The organism is Faecalibacterium sp. AM43-5AT (assembly GCF_003603345.1).
GTDB classification, from domain to species: domain Bacteria; phylum Bacillota; class Clostridia; order Oscillospirales; family Ruminococcaceae; genus Faecalibacterium; species Faecalibacterium taiwanense.
Genome location: NZ_QVGZ01000001.1, coordinates 177,259 through 200,436, shown reverse-complemented (window position 1 = coordinate 200,436; position 23,178 = coordinate 177,259). Strand labels below are relative to the sequence as shown.

The following is a 23,178-nucleotide window of genomic DNA, read 5'->3' as shown; positions in this document are numbered from 1 at the left end:
TCATTTCCTCCATGGGCAAGTGTCGCCCGGTCGTCTTTCGGCAAATGCAGGCTTTAGGATCATATCATCTCCATAGTGGATGGCCTTGTGGGTCCGATCGCTCACGCAGATCACGTTTTCCGGGTCCAGCAGTGCGTCCGAGTGCTGAAGCACATCCTCTTTTGTCAGCGGATTCAGATGGTGGATAATAATGCGCGGCCGAATGGGTTTGCCGTTTTGTATCACCCAATCCGTGATCTCGTGGTCGGAACATCCCAAATCGCACCCCGCATCCCGCACAATGATCCTGTCCCGGAACTGCCGCCACTCTCTTGACTGGTAAAAACTCTGATTTAGCCACCGGTCAAAACCAAAAGTATCAAATCCAACTTTGCCATGGAGCTGCAAATAATGGAAGCGGTCTTCAAAGGTCGCATGCTGGCAAAGCTCAGAGTATGTCTTCCTGGGCATATGCTTAGTACCCCACGCACCAGCAGATCATGGCAAATGCCGTGCAGATCATAGAGAGGCAAATCACCTTACCATGTAGGTTCTCAAGACCTTCCATTTCGTCATGGTAAGCGCATACAAATGTAAAAATCAGCGTACACCAACATCCGAATCCGCCGATTCGCTTATCAACAATTTGTGGAAGCCCGACTGCGATAGCCGTCAAAAGCGACAGAATACTCGGAGGCAAATACCACCAGTATCGCTTGCTTGTTGGTCGTTCTCGGTCTGTGAACAAGCATGCAAGCATGATCCACGGCATCGCCGCCATCAGCCAGAAGCAGATTTCTTCAAATGCCGTCATCATAAAAATCCTTTCTTCTGCAACATGTCATCTGTACGCAGCATCGGTGTCCATGCAACTGCTCCCGTCAAAAGCACTGTCTTCTATTCGCACAGGATATTGCGCTTTACCAGAAAAATCGCTGCCGCAAAGCAGATAAAAAACAGAATTGTCAGGACGACTCCGGCCGCATAAGAGCTTTTAAAACTCATAGTCGGCATCATCACCTTCGTCCACGCCATTGTACTTTGCCATAGCTTTCAGCACATTTGCGTACATTTCTTTGGTGTCCTTTGCGTTTTCCAGTGTCTCGGTCTTTGCCCGGAGCAGTTTGTTTTCTTCTTCCAGTTTTTTCTTTTCAAGGTCCGCTTTCATGGTAGCCAGCTTCAGGAAGTGCGTTGTTTCTGCACTGGAAGCCGTCCCTTCGCGCAGCCTTCTTTCCACCAGTTGCATGGTCAGGTTTATCATGTACTGTTCCTGTGCTTCCGGGCTTGTTGCAGGCCGGGCCGAAGCCACAGCCGCTTCTCCCGGTGTGTTCTTCTTCGGTCTCATTCAAAGGCCCTCTTTCTTTGTTGTCTAAAATTCAGTTTTTGCAAAGGCTCATGGGTGTGGTGGCAGTGCTTTTCATTTGAAGGGAGAAAGCGAACATTCCGTATAAAGGAGAACAACACAGAATGCCCCGATGCCGATGGAGGTCGAACGTCATGAACTCAGAAAGCTCTTAGGAGGCGCGCACCCCATAAGCCCTTGCAAAAACTGCCGAAACCTCAGTCTACACCCCAAGGCCTCGGCAGCATGTTTAAAGCCCAAATATCAATTTTCCCTCCGGGGAAATATCAAAGACCGGCGCGATTTGAGAGGGGGGTGTCGATTTTGAGACCCCTCCCTATGGCCTTAAGCACTTTGTGCATAGCCAGTATCGCCCTTAATCTCGATCTTGAGCTTCTTATAGATGTTAGCTGGATCGTTTGCCACGATTTTATTGATCGCTTTCTCAATTTCGTAGGCATTTTCATTGTCTGTGAACTGAGAAGAGGTCTGTGCCAGCCGCATAAGCAGGCCAGACGAGTTATAGCCGTGATCCATGTCATACTGATACCACTGCTCGAACTGCTCATACGGATTGTAGGGATTATCGAACGTGGTCAGAAAGCATCGAACCATAATTCAAAGCCTCTCTTTCCTGTTATCACTTTCCAAGTGCATCATAAACGGTGGATTCAGGAACGCCACACGCCTGTGCAATCTCTTTATAAGTGTAACCGCTTCGCAACATCGCTCTCGCTTTGGACAACTTGGCCGAAGACAACGAAGCCGTGGTTTTGGGCATTGCACGTTTCACGATTTCATCCGAATCAGAAGAATTCAGGAACTTTGACAGCATGTTGTCGGAAATTGCGCCAGCCTGAATAGCTTCCCATTCTCTGTCGCTAAACCTGACTTTGGACTTTTGCCCACTTGCGCCGACCTTATCGCGTGCGCGCTGCATTTCAACAGAAGAAATCTTCTTGATTTCTTTCTTGTCCTCGGTGTTTTGCGGGTCTAAACCCAGTTCCTGAATTTTGGCCTTGATGTTGGCATTGGCAATCAGCATTGCCTTGCGCTCCTTAGGTTTATTGGCCAGCATTGTGGTGTACTTGTCTTTCAGTGACATAACTTCCGCAGCATATGTCTTGGCTGCCTCAGGATCACGCTGGATGCCCTTCATGTTGACCGCCTCTTTGCGGGCCTGTGCTGCCATAGCTTTGAGCTTATTAGAGAAGTCTGCGTACAAGTTCTCCTGGATAGTGCCAGAAGAGAGGGTTCTTGCGTCCTTTGTCTCGGAAATCAGACTTACGGTATCCTCGGCAATACGCTCTTTCTTGGTCTTCGGGTCGATGAAGGCACGCCCGCTCTCCTTATAAATGAGTTCACCAGTCTCTTTATCCACGCGCACGCTACCACGACGCTCAGGCACACGGATGGTCTGCTTGCGCCGAGACAGGAGCGTTGATGCGCCACCATAATGCGCAGTACCGTCCTCATCCACACGGATCTGCCACTTTTCTTTCAGTTCCTGGATACCGTTCTCCCTCTCAGAGCGTTTGTAATCCAGCTTGTGCTTCTCTGCATCGATAACAACCATCGAATGCTTGACAGCACGAGCCAGTTCCTCTTCAGACGCACCACGAAGAGTCATGTCCGTGATGAGGTTCGAGATAACGCCCATTTCACGCTGCTTCTCTTCTTTTTTCATGAGACGCACGTTGTTGGGATTGCCTTCAGGAACAGCATATGCCGTCTTCGGATCAAAGTCTTTCAAATCATCCAAAGGACGAGTAGACTTAATTGGCACTTTGGAGGTGACAGGAATAGCCATAACGGTATCGCCGTCAAAGTCTGCGCCGGACAGACGCTCTGCCACCTTGGCGTTGATACCAATAGCATCCTGAATCTGTCCGAGATTGCGCTTGCCGCTGACATTTTTGTTGTTGACAGTAACAATCGGAATCTCAAAGGTTCCGGCATGAGGATAGCGAATCAGTGCAAGCTGTGTGCCATTCTCATAGGTCGGACAGTAAGCTTCCGTTTCCTTGATTCGGTTGATAGGCAGAATGACTTTCGTCGATTGTCCCGGAAATGCCGATGCTTTCAGCGTCATGGACGTACCTTCACAGGTATCGGCAAAGTCGTTCAGCAGCTTCTTTTTAACAGTAGGATTATCGTAGTGCATGATTTCATCATACTGCGCCTGATAATCCGCAATTGTAAGCTTCAGCTGATTTTCAATAAGCTTTTTCGGCTGTTTGGATAGGAACTGCGAAGATACATTTCGGGACATTGTATCCCAATCGCCTTCCTCTTTCAGCTTGTTAATAGGAGAAAGATGCTCCTTTCCATCAGAACCGATGTATGTACTCTGGCCATTGGCTTTGATGGCTGCTCCAAACGGATTGTCCGGATCAGCTTTCGCTTCCTTCAGGACCTTCATTTTGGGCGTGCCGGAAGGCTTGTTAGTGTTGAACATGATGTCCACACCATCGGGAAGATCATCAGAGTAGACCGCCATGCCTTTCAGATAATGGTCACCATCGACAAGGATACGAACCTGCGCATAATGACTCTTGCCAAGGTCAAGATCGGGCACACCACGGCGAATTTCCATGACACCATCTTTGTCCAGACCACCTTCATCGCCATACCGGATGGCAACACGGCTTGAATCCAGACTTGCAGGACGCTGAAGCTTCTTGAACGTATCACCGCCATCGTCAGAATGATAATCGCCGAGCGAATCAATCTGATCCTGATGCTGATAAGCATACTTCTGGTCGAATTCAGGCTTAGCCAACACCGTAATGTTAGTCTGCTGACGGATGTTGGTCGGCTGACGAATACCTACGCCATAACGTTTGTAACCGTATTCCGCTTCCAACGTATATGCAGCGTCGTCAAGCTCAGATTGCGACACACCAATTACAAGATTGGCACCTTCGGAAATATCGATCATGCCTTTCTTGTCCACTTCTTTTTTCAACGTGTCAGCAATATTCTCTGCACGCTGCGCTTTTTTATCAGCAGTGCCTGCATATTTTGAGCGCACACTGGACTCGCTCATACCAAGCTTTTCACCGATGGCTTTCCAGCCGAGACCCTGTTCCTTTAAAGCAGCGATTTTCTCATACTCAGATGCCTTGCGCTCATGGATTGCTTTACGTCGAGCCACTCGAAATTCGGTAAGACCGAGCTGGTACTCCTTGGGAAGAGTGCTATTGATTTGATCTAAAATTTCATTCTCGGACATGCCCTTCTTCTTGAGCGTTTCCACACGAGACAGAAAGTCACCAGAGTGCTGATAAGGATTATCACCGGAACCCCAAGGATAGCGGCCGGAATGACGCTTTGTGCCGTAATGCTCCAAAATATCAGAGTCGGAACTCGTGCCGTAGTAGTTTTTAAGGTCTTTCTCAATTGGATTCATAACGCTGCTCCTTATCTCAGATCCGCAATGATTTTGTCAAATTCTTTAATCTTTTCGATGATGGGATCAATGATATCTGCCGTCGGTGTCTCGATGAGAACATCATCATTTTGGTAAATGCGATTTTCGATAAGAATATCTTTCGGCTTGACATGATACTCCATGCAGAACAGCGCATCATAAATAAAGAGCTGCTCCATATGTGCTGGAACAGCTCCTGTTTTAAGATCATGAATACGAAGAAAATTATCTTTGTCGTTAAATGCAATGGCATCTGCAGTACCAAAACAGTTTTCGCTGTAAAACAAAACCTGCTCGGGGTCCATGCGGAAACCAATTGCATCGTTGACATATGCGTTGAGGGTTTTCTTGCTCTTCGGGAGCTTTTGCTTCAGGTTAATGCACTCTGCAGCAAAAGCATGGAGCCGAGTGCCTTTCTCCTTTGCTTGACAACTCATGAAAGCATCTACCAGGCGTTGAGTATCATAGTTCAGCCAATGATACTTACTTGCGCCCAGAAAGGCGTGCTGCCCCACGAGCCTGGAATGATCGTTCCATTGCATTGAGAACTTCCTCCTTGTTCTCAGGATAAATGAAAGCGGCAAAGCTCATCTCATTCATCTGACGGACATAATAATCCTGATTCGGACGATGAGGCGCATTTGCTGAGCGCTTGCCTTCGAGTGCTGCCCAGGTGGAACCATACAAAACCAAAAGATCAGGATGCCCCTGCACCTCGTTCGGGTCAAGATGGACCACTACACAGCCGGGAAAGCGTTCTTTCAGTTCTTTCGTCAATCCCTGTTTGAATTTGTTTTCGAGCATGATAAAAACCTCCAAAATAAAAGGAATAGTGCGTTCAAGACGCGTTCTATTCCCCCCATAAAAGGGCATGTTTTTATCGCGTCAGTTTTTGCTAATTTTTGCAAGATTTTATTATTTTCGGGCAAAAGAAAAGCCCCTGCGTTGTTAGCGCAGAGGCAGATCTTATTTACTGTATCAGTCGTACCACTCAGGTTCTGGTTCAAGGTCATCGTCTGGATAGCTTGCTTCCTCTGTCGGAGATGACAAAAGGTCTATGTCGTTATCATCGATATGATCTCCGCATTTAGGGCACAGCCATTCATCATCATGATGTATCATCTGGCAATGACAGTTCCAACACCAATGTTCGCCTGTTGATTCATCATAGCCGGGAGTATGGAGAACACGGTAGTCAAATGATCCGTCTGGATGCTTCACCCATAGCACTGGTAGCCCAAGTTCCAATGTAGTGTAGATCCAAACTTCATCGCCATTCGGAAGAACATCTCGTCCTTCAAAAGAGTAATCGTGCTCACGCCAATTTTTTGCAAGCGCATCCATATAGTTCATATTTTTCACCTCGCACTTCATTAAAGGGCAGTACGTCTATTTAATGCAGTTCTATATTACACTGTCAGGGGATATAGTTCAAGGTTAAAATATTGTAACATTTTCCGGCTCGATAAGACGTTAAACTTTCGCCGTGGCCAAAAGCCCGTTTTTCATCCTTAATTACTATATATAAAATTTTAAAATTTTTATTAAGTTAAAGAAAAAAGTGGGTTTTTGGCCAAACGGCAATTTTATTACGTATTATCGTAATATTTTGTGGCCATTTTTGCAAAAATTTTTGGCCACGAAGTGGGTTTTTGGCCAAAAAGTTGCCGAGAATCAGTCAAAATCGTTCATCACCCTCCTTGCCGCGGCATAAATGAACCGTTTCACAGACCACCGATCAATCCGATATTCGGCCCGAAGCCGCTCAAGTTCGGGGTTCGGATACTCTCCACACCGAAACTCAGTCACGTCCAGTGCCCTGCGAAGCCGTGCATCCGCTGAACTTGCACTGCAGTGAAAACGATCGCTAAGTACATTTTCAATGTCTGTCAGTGTGACAAAACGATTATTCCGCATTTCCTGAATAGCGAAATCAATCGCTTCTCCCATGAGATCTCCACCGAATGTTGCCATCGGCACCTGCATTCTCACGAGAAAGTCATGTGTTTTCTGCTGCATTTTGCATCTCCCATCTTATTTACAAATTTGTATGTAGTCATCCTATCACCGCTGTCCCGAGCTCCTCTTAACCTTACCGAGAGCTACTCGCCATGCAAAGACCTCAGCATCAAATTCTTCTTTTGAAACCCCACACTTTTTCGCCTCGTACAGCGCCTGCGTATACGACCACGTTCCGTCAACATAGCGCCCGGCATAGATATCGGCGATTTCTTCCTTAGTCATCACGATCTTACCTCCACGTCCGGCAGAATATCCGTGTGGAAATAGAGCTGATAGTGGTATGGATCGGTATGAGTGCCGGTGATATCCTCAACAACATACATGGTGTACTCGTTCAGGTAAATATAATTCTTCTTGTACTCGTTTGGACCGGTCTTCACCGTACACACAAGTTCATTGTTATCATTGTTCGAGATGGACATAGCGCCTTCCATTTCAAGGATGACGTTGTCCGTACGTGCGTTATAGACCGTGATCCGGCGCTCAGCTTCAAAGTAGTTGGCCTGCTTGGAAATATTCCGATTCACCTTATCCGCTTCGGAGCAGCTACACAGAACCGCACAGCCCACGAGCATCATCAGGCATGCAACAACACAAATAATACGATTTTTCATAGTTAATCACCTCATCCAAATATCATGTAAACCAGAAGCAAGAACCATCCTGTATATCTGATGATTCTCTGTTTTTCTTTGCCGATGTTCTCAGCAAAAGACATTCCAATTGCGATAGCTTGCAAAATAACGCTTGCGAGCAGCACAATTCGCATCACTTCACCATAGAACCCTTTCCCGTCTGGTCGTCCTCAGGCCAGTACGTGTAAATATCATCGAACACCACCGGGATCTTGCTCTGCAGTTCCTTCAGCAGCGGGCACATCAGTTCTCTCATCTGAGGATGGGCCGCCACGGGAGTACGCAGTTTGAAGATGTTGCGCCACTCACGGTAGTTGGCCGTCACCACGATTTCGGTCTTCAGGCACAGCGGCAGCACACAACGAGCCTGTTCGGGACGCATACCGTTAGCGATCATAAGCTTGTAGTCCTTTTCGGCATAAGTCATGGCTTCAAGGAACGAACTCTTAATCGTAACCTCGCTATCGTTCAGTTCACAATACTGCTCGCCACGAATATAAGAAGGCCAGATAAACGTCAGCTCTCCGCCAAACTTCTCCTTTGAGTAGTTACAGTACCGGGTGCTCTCCTGCGCAAAGCTCGCAATGCGGTGCCGCACCAGCTCATTGGCCACGCCACGATCGCACGTAAACAGCACGGACAGCTGCGAATGCTCCAGCATAGCCTCATGCCCTTGCTTCACCAGAAAGCGCACCAGCTTCTTCGCCGATTCACCATCCGGCGTGATCTTATCCTCGCTCTTGTAGCAGACCCGGGCAACACGCTCGATCTGCTGCAACTCCTCGATGCCGCCCTCAGAAATATCAGTGAGGATTTCGTACTTAGGTTCAACGATTTTCATGATTAAATCTCCTTTTCATCAGTGAATTCACTATTTCGAGCTGACTGAGTCTCTTTCCGTTGCCCCTTTGTGGAACTATGTACCCGAGATGAGCCATTTGTTTATGGTCACAGGATTTCACTTTTGGACACTGCTGGCATTTTGGAGCAAGAATAGTAATCGCCCCAAAGTCCTCGTTCATACGCTACCCTCCTTCTTCAACTTACACTCCCAGTTCCCACAGATGTCACCGCAGGCGTATTTCTTGGCAAATTTCATACCCTTTTCAATAGCCTCCTGCTTGTCGGTCGCCCTGACTTCAAAGCGCTGATAGCCGCCACCGTTGTCTGTGCAGGTAAAGATAAAAGTGTGTTTCATAAGAAATCCTCCGTAATAGCTTGTACAAACATATCAATTACTTCGTTCAGAAAAGCAACCAACCGATACGGCCAAGATCTTTTCTTTTCATGCCAAGCTGGGATAGTCGTAGTTTCTGTCTGACCGTATCGAATACTTCCTACCGCTTGCTCCATATCAACCAGTGAGTGATTGGTGCTAATGCACCAGATTCGTGCGTCTTGCAAAGTGATATAGCTATTCGCCAACAGCCAAGCAGCATCGTCTATCGACGTGAAATTTCCAACCGGAACCCGGTAGCCATACTCAAGATCATATGTAGTAAGGGCATTCCGAGTTTGTTCTCTTACCATATCAATAGGTCGGCCATTCGCGTAGATGGTTTCAACGTCATCATCAGAAAATTCGTACACTGCCTTAATCCAATTCCGGATAGCTTCTACGGCTTCTTCATATGACACTCTTCCATTGTCCATAGCCTTCTCACCTCACAGCAGAATCCGAAACCAGATAAACCAAAGCACCTTCAGCGTGAATGCAATAATGATGGCCCAAGCGCACAAAATAAGTGTCAGCGCAATAGCCCGGCCAAGAAATTTGCCAACTTTCGTCCAAATATCAGTCACTTTTCATCAACCCTTTCAAAACCCACAAAGTCTCCAATACCAACATGTCCGCCCTTACAGAAATGAACCGGTTGAAACTTCATACAGCTATCAAAATGGTGAACAGCATCATCTAAACCGCAATAATGATATTCGCTGTCGAATTTTCGTTCACAGTACCGGCACTTATAGGTCGCCTTGTACACAATCACCCCGCACACCTCCTCACAGCATCCACCCGGCACTCCGCAGCGTTCAACTCAAAAATAGCCGCGTCCACAAATTCCGGGTCGCAGTGCTCGAAGTGGTTCCGAGCCACCTCCAAGGCCTGTAAAGCCTCCCGCAGGGTGTTAACCGTCGTCGGAATCGGCTCCATGCGGAATATCTTTTTGACATACTCAGCAATTTTTCGCAGCATTTCTACACCTCCACATCTTTGTAACCTGACGAGCTGTGAGCCAGCCCTCAACATCATCATGGCCAAGCAGCTGCGCACCCATCACCTCGATAAGCCCCTGCTCAAAGCCATAGGAACCCCAACCCCAAATGCCATCCCAGATACGATCTCCAGCAGCATCATATGCAACGATTTGCTCACCACCATCGTGTCGTCCGCCCGGAAGATACTCCTGATAGTCTGGTCTGTCCATCTCTGGCCAACGACGTCCATAAGTATGCGGAACCTTAGCGTGCTTCAGCAGAATATCCAGTTTCTGCATCTCGGTCATATGATTCCAAACCCGCAGCTTCCAGGTTTTCTTAGACATGTTTCTCATTTCTGCATTTCCTTTCGTCAGCCTCCATGGTCTTTGCAATTTTATGCTGAATATAAAGCACACACCCGAATGAAGCTAGCAATCCAGCAATAGCATTCAAAGAGTTCAAATCCTCTTCAGCAAATATCATTTAGCGTTCACCGTTCCTCCTGATACTCTACAATTCGGGTTACTTCGCTCTGAACCCGGCGCAAGAAATCACACATACCCAAGCAACCGCATTCCCTCAATGCCTCAGCGATATCGCCCAAACAATCCATGTCGGTTCTTGTGAGATTAACTTGAGGAATAACTTCAATGTTCTCCTCTGTGATAAATGGAGTATAGTCCCCACAATGGCAGCATTTAATGTTCATACGTTGCATACAAGCATCTCTTTCAATGATAAAAACAAAGAGCCGCAGATTTCTCCACGGCTCTTCACCTTTAATCTTCTCCAATTAGTTTCTCATATTCCTCATGTGTAATATACTCGTTTCTAAGTGCATCATACAGTCCGCAAAAACGGCCATTGTGATATCCGTATTTATACCCGCTGTCCCAAGCCTTGTTCCATGTCTCAGATTTGATCATATTGATCTTCGGTCTAATACATGCGTCATAAGCTTCAAACAGCAGTAATGCTACGGCACCGCACATACATGCCATTTTTACAATAACCTTCAATGCTTTTTTCATAATAAGTATCTCCTTTCAAATATGAGTTTACCTCATAAAGGAGTCTGTTATTTTCGCGTCTTCTCCTCGAACTTCACGGGCTTCTTGCTGCCCTCCCGTGCACACTCCGTCAGGCACTCGTTGCAGGGTTCATCCGTCTCCAGCACCTTGAAGCTCTTGCACTTCGGGCAGTAGGTTGCATAATCCACTTCGCGCATCCAGTCATTCATCAGGCCTCACCTCCCGAACGATTGTTACATTCCCACAATGAGGGCAAGTCGTCATCACTCCGTCTGGAATATTGGTATACTGTGCTCTTTTGCGGACCCACCATTCGGTCGGCGCTTCAAAATGACTACCACAGGAACTACAGACAACTGTAATAAGTTGCTCATCGTTCGAGCTTTTCATCTTTGGCACAAACCTATCATCCAACTCCGGATGCGTTACGCGCTGGTTAAGAGCCCACAGCAGGTTCCAGCAGGCTGCGCGCAAGTGGTCTTCGTCGTCCATTCCAACCATGTACTTTGCGAGGTGGCGAGAAGCACTGTCCAGCAGCGAATGCAGCGGGATACCCTTATCCACATTGTGCTCGCCATATTTCATGGCACCTTCCTCGCAGTGCTTGCTGACCTCCATGATGCCATACCAGGGCAGAAGGTCCATCCGCCCCTTTCCTGCGTGCATATCACGCTTGGCACCGGTTTCAAATTCGGTGCGGTCTCCAGAATCCTTAATCATTTTTTTAACACTCCAAAGTTTTTCACAAATTTGTTGATGCTTGATGTGGCATCCAAAAGCGCAGCTCCTAAATCTGCGAGTCCTGCGTTTAGGTAATAACCACTCTTAACAAGGCCTTCGTATTTCAGAGCTACTTTTTTACCCCGTTTAATTTTTTCTCCCGGAATCATGTAGCGAACATTCGTGCACATGCTCCAGCGCCAGTCCATCATTTTATTGTAATCTGCCCGGTTGTTCGGCGCGGCATGAAAGAACTTGCTCAGCATAACGGTAGTCCCACCAAAGCCGTTCCTTCGCCTATAAATTTGCTTCAGATGTTTTTTCGACAGGTTCATCAAGCAACCTCCCATACCTGCTCCGGCGAATAAATGCCGAAGAAGTTGTACTCACCAGATTCCTCCAGTGAAACTCCGATGAAATATCCAGCCTTGCCGCAGAATGTTACATAATCCAAGCCGATTTCAGTAGGATTGCGAAAAATATACATTTTCAGCGCATTTCCAAACGTTCTATGCTCCTTACATCTGCTCTCCAGCATCCGGTCGATTTTCTTGATTGTTTTCTTCGATGGGTTGCACATTTTTCTTGACTCCTTCATATCGAACAAATATTCCGCATTTGAACGTTTCGCCCGCCCAGTGCAAAACCTTTCCCGATTTCAATGCCTCAATATCGCTATCAGACAGCATGAGAAAAACATTTCCAAATGCTGACTGTTGCCGACAAACATCGAGGGTCTCGTTTAATACTTCGAGCTTTTCGTCAAACCATTGTTCAATGAGTTTTTCGGTAACGCCACACACTCGCCCGTCTTCCATGCAATAATCATATTTCGTGCACATCGGACAATTTTTATATGCCATAAAATTTCCTTTCGTTGAACTTTTTCTTTTCCATCAGGGCTCTGCCGATTGCAAGATCAATACCAGCCCTGCTCTTCAAGTGATAGAAATACAAATCGGTATACGGTGTGTTCAGCCTGTCAATACGCCCAGATGCCTGCTCCATGACCTTGTAGGAGTAGTTTTGCGAGTAAAATATAATGGTGTCCGTCCTGATGCAGTTCCAGCCTTCTGCGCCAGCATTGTACTGCACAAGATAGACCCACTTGTCACCATCCGGAATTGGCTGGTGCTTATGACCATTCCACTGCGCCACCTCCACGTCTTTGCAGTATGCCAGATTCAACAGAATATCCAGCTCATAGTCAAAGTTGTAGAAGATGATATCCCGGGGGTGTGTCCTGCAAATATCCAGCACCGCATCTGCCCTGCTCGAATCGGTGTTAACAAGCTTGCGCAGAAGATAACAGAACTCGCTGGCAGTCTCAATCGGCCTGTTCTCATACGGATTCCACCGAGATTTGTGAATATCCTTGTACTTCAGCCGGTCAAAGTCCACATACACCGTTTCGTGATGCTGTACGGTATGCCGCTCGAAGTCCATATCCACCAGAATCCTGTCCCGCAGCCGCACAAGTCTGCCCGTGTTCAAATATCTGTCGATTTTCGGGTACTTCGAGAACCGCGAGTAAACTATATGTTCATTTTTAAACTGCGTCCGGTTTTTATAGAACCCGTTTGCAATAAACACCGGAATGTAATCTGTCCAGCAATCTCCCGGAGTAGCACTCAGAAGAATCCAGTCATTCTCCTTCGTGATTTTCAGGAAGGATTTGACCCATTGCCCGCTGCCAACGACTCTCTGCTCATCGAAAATAAAAAATGCGTTCTTCACGCCAACGTACTTTCCGATGTTGTTCCATGAATCCACAACCACCTTGTGATCGTAAATATCAAGGTTGCTGTCGGTGGACATATAGAAATGAGCCAGCTCTTCCTCCCACTCGCCTGTATCGCGCTTCCTCGCAGTGGTGATAATACACAAGTCGGGTGGATCATGCATCTTAACGTAGTTTTTGGTGTTGACTGTGCCACCATAGAGCGTATAGTAAAATGCCAAACTTGTTCTTGATTTTCCGCTTCCTACACCACCACATAAGATGCATCCGATTTTCATTCGTTCCAGCGCATCTTTTTGGTAGTCATAGAGCGTTATACCCGCCATCCAATCACCTCATTTCCGTGTGAACATGAATCTGGTTAGGATAGCAATGATTCTCATAAGCTAAAAGCTGTTTGGTGCATTCTTCCTCGTCTTCACTTTCACCGCGAATCGTGTAGGAAAAAAGTTCTTTGCCTTCTTTTGCAAAAACTTTCCAGAGTTCCTTTATGTGATTAGTGCAGTCCGTGTTTTTTACAATATTCTGCATACTGAAGCCCCTCCTTGGTAGCCTCTCTCATAATTTCCTGCAGAGTCGGCCCAGTGTACTTCGGATGTACCAAAGGCAGTACCGGGTCATTGGTTGCATAGCCAAATCTGCAAAAATCGCAGTATTTCCTTGCCACAGACACGTTGTGCATCACAGCGCCACACTTTGCACAGCGCTTTGTAACTTTGCTATCACCCATGAAAATCACCCAGCCTTTGTTTCATCACTGATGTTCGGGCAGTAATCTGTGTAGAAGATCAAATCGAAAGTTGCCGAACCGTCGCTCTCGAAATTTACATTTGCTTCCGCCACAGCTTCATGCTGATAAACTTCTGTCAGGATTGCTCCAAACATCTCAATCACGCTGCTTTCGGCTACAGGAAATGCTTCTGCAATTTCCGCGCTCGTGAATATCCAGTTGCCGCTGGAGGTGTTCTTGGTACCTTCCTCGACCATCCATTTCACCATTGCCGGGACATAGTTTCTTGCGCTCATGCTGTTCTCTCCTTTGTTTATTCAAATATAAGGCTTGCACCTCTGGTGGGTCAGGCAGGATTTGAACCCGCGATCACGCAGTTATGAGCTGCCAGCTTTCAGCCAGACTAAGCTACTGACCCAAAATAAAAAGAGCCTCAGATTTCTCCGAAGCTCTCATGCATCTGTAAAGGAAGCGGATTATTTCGCGTTATCTTCAGGTTCACAGGGGCGAACGTCCAGATGCGTTCTTCCCTGAGCATCTGTAAAGAAATCAAACTCTTCCGGGTTATGGAAAAGCTTTTCGTACCTCCGAATGAGTTCCTGTGACAAATCGCCGAAATCATCCTCGGTCAGACCAACGATCAGGAAAGTTCCAACAACAATATCATAGGGAATCCCAATCTCATTACAAAGCACTCTGTTACAGTTACTGAAGGAATCTTCGGCCAGTTTCCCTTCCTCATTGCAGATAAGTGCAACCGGATCATCCCACGGGTAGACCGCCTGAATCGGACCGGCCACTTCTTTCTGAAGAGATTCGAGCGAGCTGTCGATTTCAATAACTTCAGGATACTTCTTGGGCTGGATTCTCAAGACTTTCATACGTTCAACCTCCCAAAATCAAAGTATCAATCGAGCTGCCTCCTCTGAGAACGCCATTTGCGACGTGGGCACTCACCGGCTGGAGCATTCAACCGAGGACTGACCCCGGCACTCGAAATATCAATTAGTAGATTTCAAGATTGTCTACTCTCTGGTCAATGAGCCGCCGCTCAATGACATCCGGTGCAACGTAGGACAGATTCACCAGATACTGCGGTACGCCGTAGAGTTTGGCGACATGGTTCTCGATGATGCAGCCATCATAAGCTTTCTGGTCATCGAAAATGCCGATGAAGCAATCCGCCTCGGACATTTTCTCAATGGATTTGCCCAGATACCACAGACGATCATTGGCATTTTCAGGAGGGGTGCCCTCAAAGTAAGTCGGGATGACCTCCAGTTCTTCGCCGAAAATAGCCTCGGCGATTTTATGCATCCGGTCCATAGTCGCATGGATCTGTTCTGCAGTGCGAGCACGCATCGGACAGCTGATAAACAGTTTTTCCATAGTATCCTCCTTAGAACGGCACTTCAGGAGCAGGCTCTGCGTACTGAGCGTAGCGCTCCGCATACGGGTCAGCATCAGCATCCTGCTCAACGTACATCACATCAGCATACAGGCTGTACTCACCGGGTGCGTTCCTCTTCTCAACGAGATTTGCCTGCAGGCAGACGTTCTTGACGCGGATGAAGTCCAACTGGCTGATGGTGTCCTCGTTGCAGAGCAGGCGCTTGCCAGCAGTTGTGACCCAATAGATGTGCGGCGGCCACTTGGAGTCCATCTTGATGTTGACCGGCACGTAGAGCGTGGGCACAAACGGCTCGTCGTAAGTGCGCTCAGGGTTCGGCTTGGTCTGCTTGACCTTTACACCCAGATCCAGCAGATGCTGCGCGAGCTCCTCGGTAGGAATTACCACGTTGACACGGCGCTGGTCAGAGCCAAAGCGGTCACGGCTGGGATCACCGCTGAAGTTGGTGGTAAAGATAAAACGGGTATCATCAATGTTGACTTTCTGACGCTTGGTGTACATAAATATCAGTCTCCTTTTACTTGTTGATTTCATTTTCCAGAATTTTCAGGTCTGCAGTGAGGGCATTCATATTGAGAAGGAGCGCCGTATTGTCATTATTTGCGCTGGCTTTAAGGCACTCATTCCAGTCCTCATTGGCCTTGGAAATCCACTTCTTCATAGATTCTCGATCGGGATTAGACTTAGGGGCAGCTTTCTTCTGCGTAGCAGTCTTCCCGGGATACTTCTTCCCGCTCTTCTCGACCCAATTCTGGATCTCCTTGTAATAGCTGCCCTTATTGCCACCGCAACGCTTTGCGATCGCCATGGCCAGCCCCTTCTCCGGGTCGAAAACATCCTTCTCGCTGCACTTCACAACGGTCTTGGAGCCATCCGACCAGTAAACGATCGTGGCCGGAGGAGCAAAGATAACGTTCTTGATAGCAGCTGTGTTCGTAGCAGAAGCCGTCTTATTACCCACACACCGAGGATAGAGCGCACCAGAACGGATACGCCAATTGCCGTCTCGATCAGAGGTCAGATCACACGGGCCAAATACGAGTTCGTGACCAGTGGAAAGAATCACCTTCATCAGGTCGTCGTGCTGATTCTTCTCAACGGTTCTGATATAGCCAATCAGCTGTCCTTTGGAATCGTACAGTTTGTTCGTCATAAAATATCACCTCACGTCAAAATTTCTTGCTGCTTCTTCCTGTGCATCGCTCCATGGAAGGTCGGGTGCTGTCCAGGGAGCAACACCGTCGTCACCAACGAACCAGTTGAAGTCGCCGTACTTGGAGATTTCCTCAACTGCCTCATCGACTTCCCGGTTGAAATATCTTTTGTCGATATCCTCCTGCATCTGGAGCTGATAGACCGCCTCGCTTTCCAGCCAGCGGTAATCCTTTGCTCCGGTCACAGAAGCATATTTCCGTTCGCCAGTATCCGTCAGGCCCGCTTCCCGCAGCAGCAGAGCGCCGCCCTTTCCCGGCATGATCGGGCAGAACTGTCCCACGCGTCCCACAAAAATATAATTGTGTTCGCCTTCAGGCAGATCTTCGTTCTTGTCGAGATAGATAGCGCCCTTGGAAACGGTCTTTGTCTCGCAGAGGTCAGTGAACTCGATCTTCTCCTTGGAGAACAGGGTCTTGAACACATACGGCACTTGGAACTGTGTGCCCGTAGCCGTCCATTCGCCGCCTTCGTCCTTGCAGTCGCCCGGGATATAACCGTAAAGCGCCTCGCACTGGTCGGCAGCCATATACTTTGCAATATAAACGGCATTGTTCACCAGACACATCCGCTCGTAGGTTGCCTCATGCTCGAACGTGTAGCCGTACTTCTTCGCAAAATCCATGCAGTACGCAATGATCTCCGGGGTCGCATCGGGGATCTTGATCGAATCCGTTTTTATGTGCGCCACCTTAAAGCCACGCTGCTGCACTTCATCCTGCAAAGTGCGCATAAATAAAGCCCCTCGAAGCGCCACAATGTTGTTGACGTTCTTGGGGTTGCGGAACGGGTTGTCAAAGCTTGCACTGGTCAACCCGTAAACCGAGTTGATGGCGATTTTCAACGCCTCCGCCAGATCCTTTGCCTGCTGCGGATCATCGAGGTATTTTGCCAGTTTACCGCCAAAGAGCCCCTTTGCCTTCTCGTACTCGCCGTGCTTGACATAGATTCGCACATCCATCAGGTCGTTGAAACGCTTGGTGTACTCGCCAAAGTAGTTCATGGCAACAGCCGAATGCGGATGCAGCGACGCAACGTCCAACAAAGCTACATTCGTGTACATTCCTGGCTCAGCGTAGACATAACCGCCCATGCCCAGGTCTGTGCCCCGGAACATGTTGCGGTACTTGCCATCTTCACCTTTGGTCCACTCGTAACCGGGAAAGGCATTGATGATGTTGCAGTCCGTCAAAATATCAGGCTCGACTTCCACGATTGCATCGGATTTCCCCGTGGCAAGGTCGGTGTAGACCAGCCGGGGGTGTTTTTCCTTGCCGAAAATAATGCGTGTTGTCAGCGAGTTTGTCGTGTCGTTCACCGTCATGCCGGCAAGGTCTGCCAGGATCTCACGTGCCACAAAGTCTGCCTGACACGTTTTCGAGTAGAACAGGGTCTCGGTCGCGATCACGTCGTTGTCGCAATACTCGGCCACCTTGTCCCACAGGCTCTTCGGCACCGGCTGATCCCACGGAAGTCCCAGCTCCTGATGATGGATGCCCAATTCGATTTCAAACTTCTTTAGGCTCTGTTTTTTCGATGAGAAGTCGCAAATATCAGTGTAGGACAGGTTGTACGCCTCACCAAAGAAGCCCGTGTGCTCGTTGACGATCCGTTTGGACAACGCATAGATCTGCTCCACCGACATCCCAATCATGCGGGCCCAAAGGATATGGTTGTCGTACTTGCGGTTGTTGAAGCCGACCAACCGATACTTTGTCAGGCTCTCGATCTCGTCCGGTGCAGGATTCACCATGCGGTGTACAGGCCCCTGCTTGGCAAACTTCCAGTTCACGAGCAGCAGATTCGGGAACACCTCCACGTCTAAAAATATCAATGGCGCTTCCTCCCCCGCAGGGGCCTCCCGCTGAATATCATCCTTCGATTTGAAGTGCATCTTCGCCACGATCTTCAGACAGGTCTCCGCCTGATTGGTACTGCTGGCGGCGAACCCCAAGATGGCATTCCGCATGTCATCCACATTATAAGGGACGTTGCCTTCATATGCCTCGTCTATAACATGGGCAATAAAGTCCACACTTGGCTTCGTATACGGGCTGATCTCCTTTGCCAGCGCTTTCTTGATGAGAATGCGCAGATGCTTCTCATTCTGGATCTGCTTTACATCGACCATTGCTTTTTCTCCCTTCAACGGCAAGCCACTGCTGATGTTTGCGATGGAAATATCATTGCACTTCGACAATTTTCTTCGCAGAGAAGATTTTCCCGTGAATACCTTGATTTCGATGTTTTCATCGTAGATCCTGCTTAGCTTAGCCGGATCACCGGTGTAAATATAATGCAGATGGATGCCCGCACCAGATTTACTAAGCTCAGCATAGGTCTTTGGCCATTTGGAAGCAGCTTCAAGGTTGCGCTCAAAGCTCTTACTCCCATCCGGGCCGGGAATATCAAAGTCGATGACAATGTGATTCTCCGGAACTTTTACATAATGCAGCTTTTTTGTATCGATCCCGGTCAATCTGGTTTTGACATTCTCCCACTTCTGCAGGGGAGTGCCATTTTCGTTCGCATATTGCGCCAGGCAGTCCTTGCAAATATCATTAAAGAGAGAATGCTGCTCCTTCAATTCGATCCAGGAGGAGGCAGGGGGGTCATTTCCCGCATCATCCCCGGGGGGAGGGTCCTCCAGAAATTCTTTGAATTTTTCGTACTTGAAGCCGCTGTAGTAGCTGCGCACCCGTTCGCCGTTCATATCCTCGGCACGTTCTTTGTAATCCGAGAAATAGTTCATCAATTCTTCACGGAACGCTCGCCTGGAGTAAGGATACGAAACCTTTGCCTCCTGATTGTAGGTGTCGTACATTGCCCAGGCACGTTTCAGCGATACGCCATCTTCTTTTTTGAAGATATAGTAGGAGTCCAGCATGAAGTTGTAGAAGTCGTTGGATGCACCAAGCATTCGTGTCGGAACATAATCGTCGTAACGATGCTTGCTTTTCTCGTAGACGTCTTTGCAATACCATGCAATAGCACCCAATTCAAAGTCAACCTTGCCTACGAGGTCGCGGTATTTCTTTGCCGGTATTTTTTCGCCGCTTGGCTCCACATCGATCAGTCGCCGGATCAGACCCGATTTTGCATCCGTGATCTTTACGGGCTTGTTTGTACCGAGAAACATGAAGCACTTGAACTGGCTTGCGTAGGCACTGCGGAACTTCTCGTTCACCATCATGGTTTCATGGGAAACCAGCGAGTTTAATCGGGTATTGTCCTCGATACGCGATAAATCGCCGTCATGCTGAATTGCGATCAGCGGGTTCGATTTGAACGCTTCCAGTGCAAACGCATTGGATGATGAGCCAAGTGCCTTCGAGTCAAACACTGCCCAGTATCCATCAAACATTTTCTGGATGATGTTCAGAATGGTCGATTTGCCGCTTCCGGGCGGACCATACAGAACAAGGAACTTCTGGATCTTTTTGGAATCCCCGTTTACAATGGAACCAATGGCCCATTCGATCTTTTCACGTTCCTCCGGCGTATACAGCGTGGTCATCAGCTCGTCGTAGGCGGCAATGCTCCCCTGTTCCAGCGGGTACGGCAGTCGTTTGGATGCATAACTGTCTTTTTTGACAGAGGTGTTTGCAAATATCAATGTCTCATCGAGGGTATGATAGTTGTCCCGCATCTGGCGCTGACAATATTTGTGCCAAATATCAATCATGCCAGACTGTGCATCCCACATATGTAAGACTCGAACATTATCGCCCAGAAACTGCTTATGCTCGTTTGCATAAATATCAAGTTCCCGGTCAATGAGCTGCAACGCATCCTGCTCTTCGGTACTCCACAAGCCGCGTTCTTCCAGCCAGATCGCATAGAAATCAGAACCCCGGATCATCAGGTCTTTCGACTTGGTGATGATAAAGTTCGGGTACACTTCGATCACCCCGTGTTTTCCGGTTCGCGTGGCGATCCTCAGGAAATCAATCATCGGCAACTGACTTCCTCCTTTCTATGCATTTTATTCCGGATTTTTGGTAATGGTTGCCTTCCCATCGCAGCAGATATCTTTTTCGGCTTCCGTCCAGAACTGTTTGGCGTTCTTGCGGTTCACATCGTCCAACACCTGCTGCGTATGAGCAAGTTCCGCGTGGAGCTGCCGGGCGTCTTCCTCAGCCTCTTTGCACTTCTTATCGTTCTCGCTCAGCATCCTGCAGGCCGTAACGGTGAGCCATGTCAGCCCTGCGATCATCAGACTCTGGCGCAGGCACCGACGGTTCAGACGCCGGTTCTGCTTCTGCAGAGTTTCGATGGTACGGTCAGCAATGGCCAGCGAAGTTTTGGTGTTGATCAATTCATACATAATATTCGTCATATCCATGTTGATTTTCCTTTCAAAATTCGTTTTCCTGCAGGTAGTGCATCAGCTGATACCAAATATCAAGCCGACGCATATCTTCGGTCGGACGGTTCACTGTAAAGAGACCGCCGGCACCATTGTATTCATAGTCTCTGCGCTCAAACCTGTCCAGAATATAATCTGCCCGGTCTTCGTGAAACCGGCCGTCGTCCATGGCAGCAAGCCCGAGACTGACAACCATGTTCCAGAACCACTGCCCGACACGGTTTCCCGCACTGGAATCCTCCATAATATGTTCTTCGATGCGCACCGCAAGGGCCACCATCATTTCCAGCATACTGCACGGAACACCGTGGAATTCCGCATCGATCTTGCCATACGGAATATCACATTCGCGGGCAAAACGGTAACGCAGATTCGCACCATCTTCTGCTCTGCACTGGTCCATTTCGCAGGCCCAAACATAGGTGCGGTTATGTAAGTACATGAGCAGCCGATGGAACGAGAGATTTCTCGGCTCCCATTCGCCGCACACGATTTTGTGGAGCCAGTCATAATACTGTTCTCCAAGATCCGAAAATATCATTCTTCCTCCTTTTCCGGATAGAGGTCGCCCCAGTTCTGACGAACCTGAATGATCTCATAGTCCTTATGATAGTTGTTGTTTCGCACATGAATGGTGCTGGGCATGAACTCGCCAAAGTGGTTCAGCGCCTCTGTTCCGATGATGTTCGGAATATCATCGTCGTTCACAGGCATTGTCTCCTCGTCGAATACCAGCTTGCCATCGGCATAATAGGTCAGCCCGCGAGTCTCATAGTCGTCGATGTCACCAAACTCGTCCGGCTGGATGATCTCGATGGGGTCGTGGGGCGCAATATCTTCCGGGTCGGACTCGGTGCGGTACTTTCCCGTAAGCTGCTCCATGCTCTTCTGCTGGGCCTTTTCTTCGATCATGGCATCCAGATCAGCTTCCTTCTTGCGGTAGTGGTCGCGCACATCATCAATTTGTGCATCGGCGTACTCCTGGTACTTCGTACGGAAGACCGTGTGCATAACGTACGCACCTGCGGCAAAACCTGCGCCAAACAGCAAAACATCACGAATTGTCCGATTCATTGTCTTCTCCTTTAATCGTCATCATGGTAAACGCCAGACCGCCAAAGAAAAGGGAGACACTCATCAGAATGCCTCCCACCATGTGGCGCTTGCGCTTGGTATCGGTCAGATAGTCCAGAAACAGGAATGCATTTTCCAAACTGTCCATCGTACACCTCACTCCGAAAGAACTGCCAGACTAGAGACGAAGCACACTCCGGCCATGGCAGCAAACAGATAAGAAAGCGTCTTAATGTATCTGGTCATAGCAAGTCCCTCCAAAATATCAGTCTCAGATTTTGTCGATGATCACGCCGTCGCAGTTGAACCGCAGCAGGACAGAGCGCTCGAACCCATCGATGAAATTGTTCAGCGCATCGTTGTTCTCAACGTAGTTGGTTACACCAAAGTCCACACGATTTTCCTTCATAGGATCATCCTGGCTCAAGATCCAGCCGACGACCTGGCCTTCGGGGGTGTGGTGCATACCGTTGCCATAGGGGTCCAAAATATCAATGACATCGTTAAGGAACAGATGGCCTTGGCGGTGGAGTTTCCGGTTTGCAGCAGCCTGCGCCTGGATCAGATGGGACATGTTCAGCTGTGCATCCTTATCCCAGGAACTCACAGTCTCGTCGTAGATCAGCGTATAGGGGCTGGTGTGTGCCATTGCCACATCTGTATACTCTTTGACAGTCTCCTCTACACCCTGCTCATTTTTCCGGGTGGTCTCAACCTCAACGGCCTTGATGTTGTGCTCAAGCTCCTGCTGTACGCGGTCGCCAAAGCGATCGGTCACACGGCCCTTATACTCGTTGAAGGCCTTATCCAGAGCGATGTAGGCGGCAGTCAGGCTGGCGTTACGCTTGGTCATGATGTGGTGCGAGCCGAACATGCAGCCGAGTGCAACCGTACCCATGGTTACTGCAGGTGCATAGATTTTCGCCAGCTTCAGACCGGTCTGCACATAGGCCGTGGTCAGGTCCTTCTTGTAATCGTTCTCGGTATAGGCAGCGCCTTCCTTCAGGATCATTTCACCGCTATCGACCTTTTCCTTGGTCTCATGGATGGTCTTCACCATCTCGTTATGATTCTCCAGAATATCCTGAGCCTTCACAGTCGCCTTGCAGGCAGAGACGGTCGCTGCTACGCCCACAATAGCAGCACCAAAGATCATGATGGTAGGGCTTGCTTTCTTCAGCTTATAGCCATACTTCGAGGCAGTCCGGGTCACAGTTGCCATGAACTCGTCGGTTTTCACGTTTTTCAGAAACTTCATAAAATATCAGTCCTTT

37 protein-coding genes and 1 tRNA gene are annotated in these 23,178 nt (G+C 48.4%); all 38 read right to left on the bottom strand.

What is annotated here, in order from left to right:
* Positions 1-258: a hypothetical protein gene (locus DW937_RS15455; protein WP_347561868.1), complete on the bottom strand. Its 258-nt coding sequence runs from the start codon at positions 256-258 to the stop codon at positions 1-3.
* Positions 259-454: 196 nt separating this feature from the next.
* A complete protein-coding gene (locus DW937_RS01085) occupies positions 455-796 on the bottom strand; it encodes a hypothetical protein (protein WP_120019905.1) in 342 nt (113 codons plus the stop codon).
* Between the two features lie 177 nt (positions 797-973).
* Positions 974-1,324: a hypothetical protein gene (locus DW937_RS01080; RefSeq protein ID WP_120019907.1), complete on the bottom strand. Its 351-nt coding sequence runs from the start codon at positions 1,322-1,324 to the stop codon at positions 974-976.
* Positions 1,325-1,666: 342 nt separating this feature from the next.
* Complete coding sequence (locus tag DW937_RS01075; protein ID WP_243111396.1) at positions 1,667-1,936, bottom strand: hypothetical protein; 270 nt, start codon at positions 1,934-1,936, stop codon at positions 1,667-1,669.
* Between the two features lie 25 nt (positions 1,937-1,961).
* Complete coding sequence (locus tag DW937_RS01070; protein WP_120119836.1) at positions 1,962-4,733, bottom strand: helix-turn-helix domain-containing protein; 2,772 nt, start codon at positions 4,731-4,733, stop codon at positions 1,962-1,964.
* A gap of 11 nt (positions 4,734-4,744) precedes the next feature.
* Positions 4,745-5,296 (bottom strand): hypothetical protein, encoded by a 552-nt coding sequence (locus tag DW937_RS01065; protein WP_097781736.1) that lies wholly within the window; start codon positions 5,294-5,296, stop codon positions 4,745-4,747.
* Positions 5,238-5,558 carry a hypothetical protein gene (locus DW937_RS01060; RefSeq protein ID WP_097775582.1) on the bottom strand — a complete coding sequence of 107 codons (321 nt, stop codon included), beginning with the start codon at positions 5,556-5,558 and terminating at the stop codon, positions 5,238-5,240. Before DW937_RS01060 ends, DW937_RS01065 begins: the two co-directional genes overlap by 59 nt.
* Positions 5,559-5,732: 174 nt before the next feature.
* Positions 5,733-6,107, bottom strand: a complete 375-nt coding sequence (locus DW937_RS14670; protein WP_133300949.1) for a hypothetical protein — start codon at positions 6,105-6,107, stop codon at positions 5,733-5,735.
* Between the two features lie 321 nt (positions 6,108-6,428).
* Positions 6,429-6,773, bottom strand: coding sequence for a hypothetical protein (locus DW937_RS01055; RefSeq protein ID WP_120119835.1), 345 nt, complete (start codon positions 6,771-6,773; stop codon positions 6,429-6,431).
* Positions 6,774-6,818: 45 nt separating this feature from the next.
* Complete coding sequence (locus DW937_RS01050) at positions 6,819-6,998, bottom strand: hypothetical protein (protein ID WP_120119834.1); 180 nt, start codon at positions 6,996-6,998, stop codon at positions 6,819-6,821.
* The gene (locus DW937_RS01045; RefSeq protein WP_120119833.1) at positions 6,998-7,390 is read right to left on the bottom strand and encodes a hypothetical protein; all 393 of its coding nucleotides are present in this window, start codon (positions 7,388-7,390) and stop codon (positions 6,998-7,000) included. Before DW937_RS01045 ends, DW937_RS01050 begins: the two co-directional genes overlap by 1 nt.
* Before the next feature lie 154 nt (positions 7,391-7,544).
* Positions 7,545-8,252 (bottom strand): FAD-dependent thymidylate synthase, encoded by a 708-nt coding sequence (gene thyX, locus DW937_RS01040; protein ID WP_120119832.1) that lies wholly within the window; start codon positions 8,250-8,252, stop codon positions 7,545-7,547.
* Between the two features lie 177 nt (positions 8,253-8,429).
* Positions 8,430-8,609 carry a hypothetical protein gene (locus tag DW937_RS01030; protein ID WP_120119830.1) on the bottom strand — a complete coding sequence of 60 codons (180 nt, stop codon included), beginning with the start codon at positions 8,607-8,609 and terminating at the stop codon, positions 8,430-8,432.
* Complete coding sequence (locus tag DW937_RS01025; protein ID WP_120119829.1) at positions 8,606-9,064, bottom strand: hypothetical protein; 459 nt, start codon at positions 9,062-9,064, stop codon at positions 8,606-8,608. The genes DW937_RS01030 and DW937_RS01025 overlap by 4 nt, the downstream gene beginning before the upstream one ends.
* 146 nt (positions 9,065-9,210) lie before the next feature.
* Positions 9,211-9,405, bottom strand: a complete 195-nt coding sequence (locus DW937_RS01020; RefSeq protein ID WP_120119828.1) for a hypothetical protein — start codon at positions 9,403-9,405, stop codon at positions 9,211-9,213.
* Entirely contained in the window at positions 9,402-9,611 is a 210-nt protein-coding gene (locus DW937_RS01015) for a hypothetical protein (protein WP_120119827.1), read from the bottom strand. The genes DW937_RS01020 and DW937_RS01015 overlap by 4 nt, the downstream gene beginning before the upstream one ends.
* Positions 9,592-9,960 carry a hypothetical protein gene (locus DW937_RS01010; protein WP_133300948.1) on the bottom strand — a complete coding sequence of 123 codons (369 nt, stop codon included), beginning with the start codon at positions 9,958-9,960 and terminating at the stop codon, positions 9,592-9,594. The genes DW937_RS01015 and DW937_RS01010 overlap by 20 nt, the downstream gene beginning before the upstream one ends.
* A 146-nt stretch (positions 9,961-10,106) precedes the next feature.
* The gene (locus tag DW937_RS01005) at positions 10,107-10,409 is read right to left on the bottom strand and encodes a hypothetical protein (protein ID WP_133300947.1); all 303 of its coding nucleotides are present in this window, start codon (positions 10,407-10,409) and stop codon (positions 10,107-10,109) included.
* Positions 10,396-10,647, bottom strand: a complete 252-nt coding sequence (locus DW937_RS01000; protein ID WP_120119824.1) for a hypothetical protein — start codon at positions 10,645-10,647, stop codon at positions 10,396-10,398. The genes DW937_RS01005 and DW937_RS01000 overlap by 14 nt, the downstream gene beginning before the upstream one ends.
* Positions 10,648-10,694: 47 nt before the next feature.
* The gene (locus DW937_RS14790; protein WP_165852848.1) at positions 10,695-10,856 is read right to left on the bottom strand and encodes a hypothetical protein; all 162 of its coding nucleotides are present in this window, start codon (positions 10,854-10,856) and stop codon (positions 10,695-10,697) included.
* Complete coding sequence (locus DW937_RS15010; RefSeq protein ID WP_207666623.1) at positions 10,849-11,367, bottom strand: dATP/dGTP diphosphohydrolase domain-containing protein; 519 nt, start codon at positions 11,365-11,367, stop codon at positions 10,849-10,851. Before DW937_RS15010 ends, DW937_RS14790 begins: the two co-directional genes overlap by 8 nt.
* Positions 11,364-11,702 carry a hypothetical protein gene (locus DW937_RS00990; RefSeq protein WP_120119823.1) on the bottom strand — a complete coding sequence of 113 codons (339 nt, stop codon included), beginning with the start codon at positions 11,700-11,702 and terminating at the stop codon, positions 11,364-11,366. Before DW937_RS00990 ends, DW937_RS15010 begins: the two co-directional genes overlap by 4 nt.
* Positions 11,702-11,854 (bottom strand): hypothetical protein, encoded by a 153-nt coding sequence (locus DW937_RS14785; protein WP_165852847.1) that lies wholly within the window; start codon positions 11,852-11,854, stop codon positions 11,702-11,704. The genes DW937_RS00990 and DW937_RS14785 overlap by 1 nt, the downstream gene beginning before the upstream one ends.
* Before the next feature lie 31 nt (positions 11,855-11,885).
* Positions 11,886-12,230, bottom strand: coding sequence for a hypothetical protein (locus DW937_RS00980; RefSeq protein ID WP_120119821.1), 345 nt, complete (start codon positions 12,228-12,230; stop codon positions 11,886-11,888).
* Positions 12,220-13,434 (bottom strand): DEAD/DEAH box helicase family protein, encoded by a 1,215-nt coding sequence (locus DW937_RS00975; RefSeq protein WP_120119820.1) that lies wholly within the window; start codon positions 13,432-13,434, stop codon positions 12,220-12,222. The genes DW937_RS00980 and DW937_RS00975 overlap by 11 nt, the downstream gene beginning before the upstream one ends.
* 4 nt (positions 13,435-13,438) lie before the next feature.
* A complete protein-coding gene (locus tag DW937_RS00970) occupies positions 13,439-13,639 on the bottom strand; it encodes a hypothetical protein (protein WP_120119819.1) in 201 nt (66 codons plus the stop codon).
* A gap of 204 nt (positions 13,640-13,843) precedes the next feature.
* Positions 13,844-14,134, bottom strand: coding sequence for a hypothetical protein (locus tag DW937_RS00965; protein WP_120119818.1), 291 nt, complete (start codon positions 14,132-14,134; stop codon positions 13,844-13,846).
* Positions 14,135-14,177: 43 nt separating this feature from the next.
* A tRNA-Ile gene (locus tag DW937_RS00960) sits at positions 14,178-14,256 on the bottom strand.
* Positions 14,257-14,314: 58 nt separating this feature from the next.
* Complete coding sequence (locus tag DW937_RS00955; protein WP_120119817.1) at positions 14,315-14,719, bottom strand: DUF3846 domain-containing protein; 405 nt, start codon at positions 14,717-14,719, stop codon at positions 14,315-14,317.
* Between the two features lie 124 nt (positions 14,720-14,843).
* Complete coding sequence (locus tag DW937_RS00950) at positions 14,844-15,227, bottom strand: hypothetical protein (RefSeq protein WP_120119816.1); 384 nt, start codon at positions 15,225-15,227, stop codon at positions 14,844-14,846.
* A 10-nt stretch (positions 15,228-15,237) separates the two neighbouring features.
* Positions 15,238-15,750: a hypothetical protein gene (locus DW937_RS00945; RefSeq protein ID WP_120119815.1), complete on the bottom strand. Its 513-nt coding sequence runs from the start codon at positions 15,748-15,750 to the stop codon at positions 15,238-15,240.
* Between the two features lie 16 nt (positions 15,751-15,766).
* The gene (locus DW937_RS00940) at positions 15,767-16,402 is read right to left on the bottom strand and encodes a hypothetical protein (RefSeq protein WP_120119814.1); all 636 of its coding nucleotides are present in this window, start codon (positions 16,400-16,402) and stop codon (positions 15,767-15,769) included.
* Positions 16,403-16,408: 6 nt separating this feature from the next.
* The gene (locus DW937_RS00935) at positions 16,409-20,416 is read right to left on the bottom strand and encodes a DUF5906 domain-containing protein (protein ID WP_120119813.1); all 4,008 of its coding nucleotides are present in this window, start codon (positions 20,414-20,416) and stop codon (positions 16,409-16,411) included.
* A 30-nt stretch (positions 20,417-20,446) separates the two neighbouring features.
* Positions 20,447-20,806 (bottom strand): hypothetical protein, encoded by a 360-nt coding sequence (locus tag DW937_RS00930; RefSeq protein ID WP_120119812.1) that lies wholly within the window; start codon positions 20,804-20,806, stop codon positions 20,447-20,449.
* A 13-nt stretch (positions 20,807-20,819) separates the two neighbouring features.
* A complete protein-coding gene (locus tag DW937_RS00925; RefSeq protein WP_120119811.1) occupies positions 20,820-21,371 on the bottom strand; it encodes a hypothetical protein in 552 nt (183 codons plus the stop codon).
* Positions 21,368-21,904, bottom strand: a complete 537-nt coding sequence (locus DW937_RS00920; protein ID WP_133300945.1) for a hypothetical protein — start codon at positions 21,902-21,904, stop codon at positions 21,368-21,370. The genes DW937_RS00925 and DW937_RS00920 overlap by 4 nt, the downstream gene beginning before the upstream one ends.
* Positions 21,885-22,052 (bottom strand): histidine kinase, encoded by a 168-nt coding sequence (locus DW937_RS00915; protein WP_097775607.1) that lies wholly within the window; start codon positions 22,050-22,052, stop codon positions 21,885-21,887. Before DW937_RS00915 ends, DW937_RS00920 begins: the two co-directional genes overlap by 20 nt.
* Before the next feature lie 123 nt (positions 22,053-22,175).
* On the bottom strand, positions 22,176-23,162 hold the full coding sequence (locus DW937_RS00910; protein ID WP_120119810.1) for a DUF6353 family protein: 987 nt from the start codon (positions 23,160-23,162) through the stop codon (positions 22,176-22,178).
* Positions 23,163-23,178: the final 16 nt, after the last annotated feature.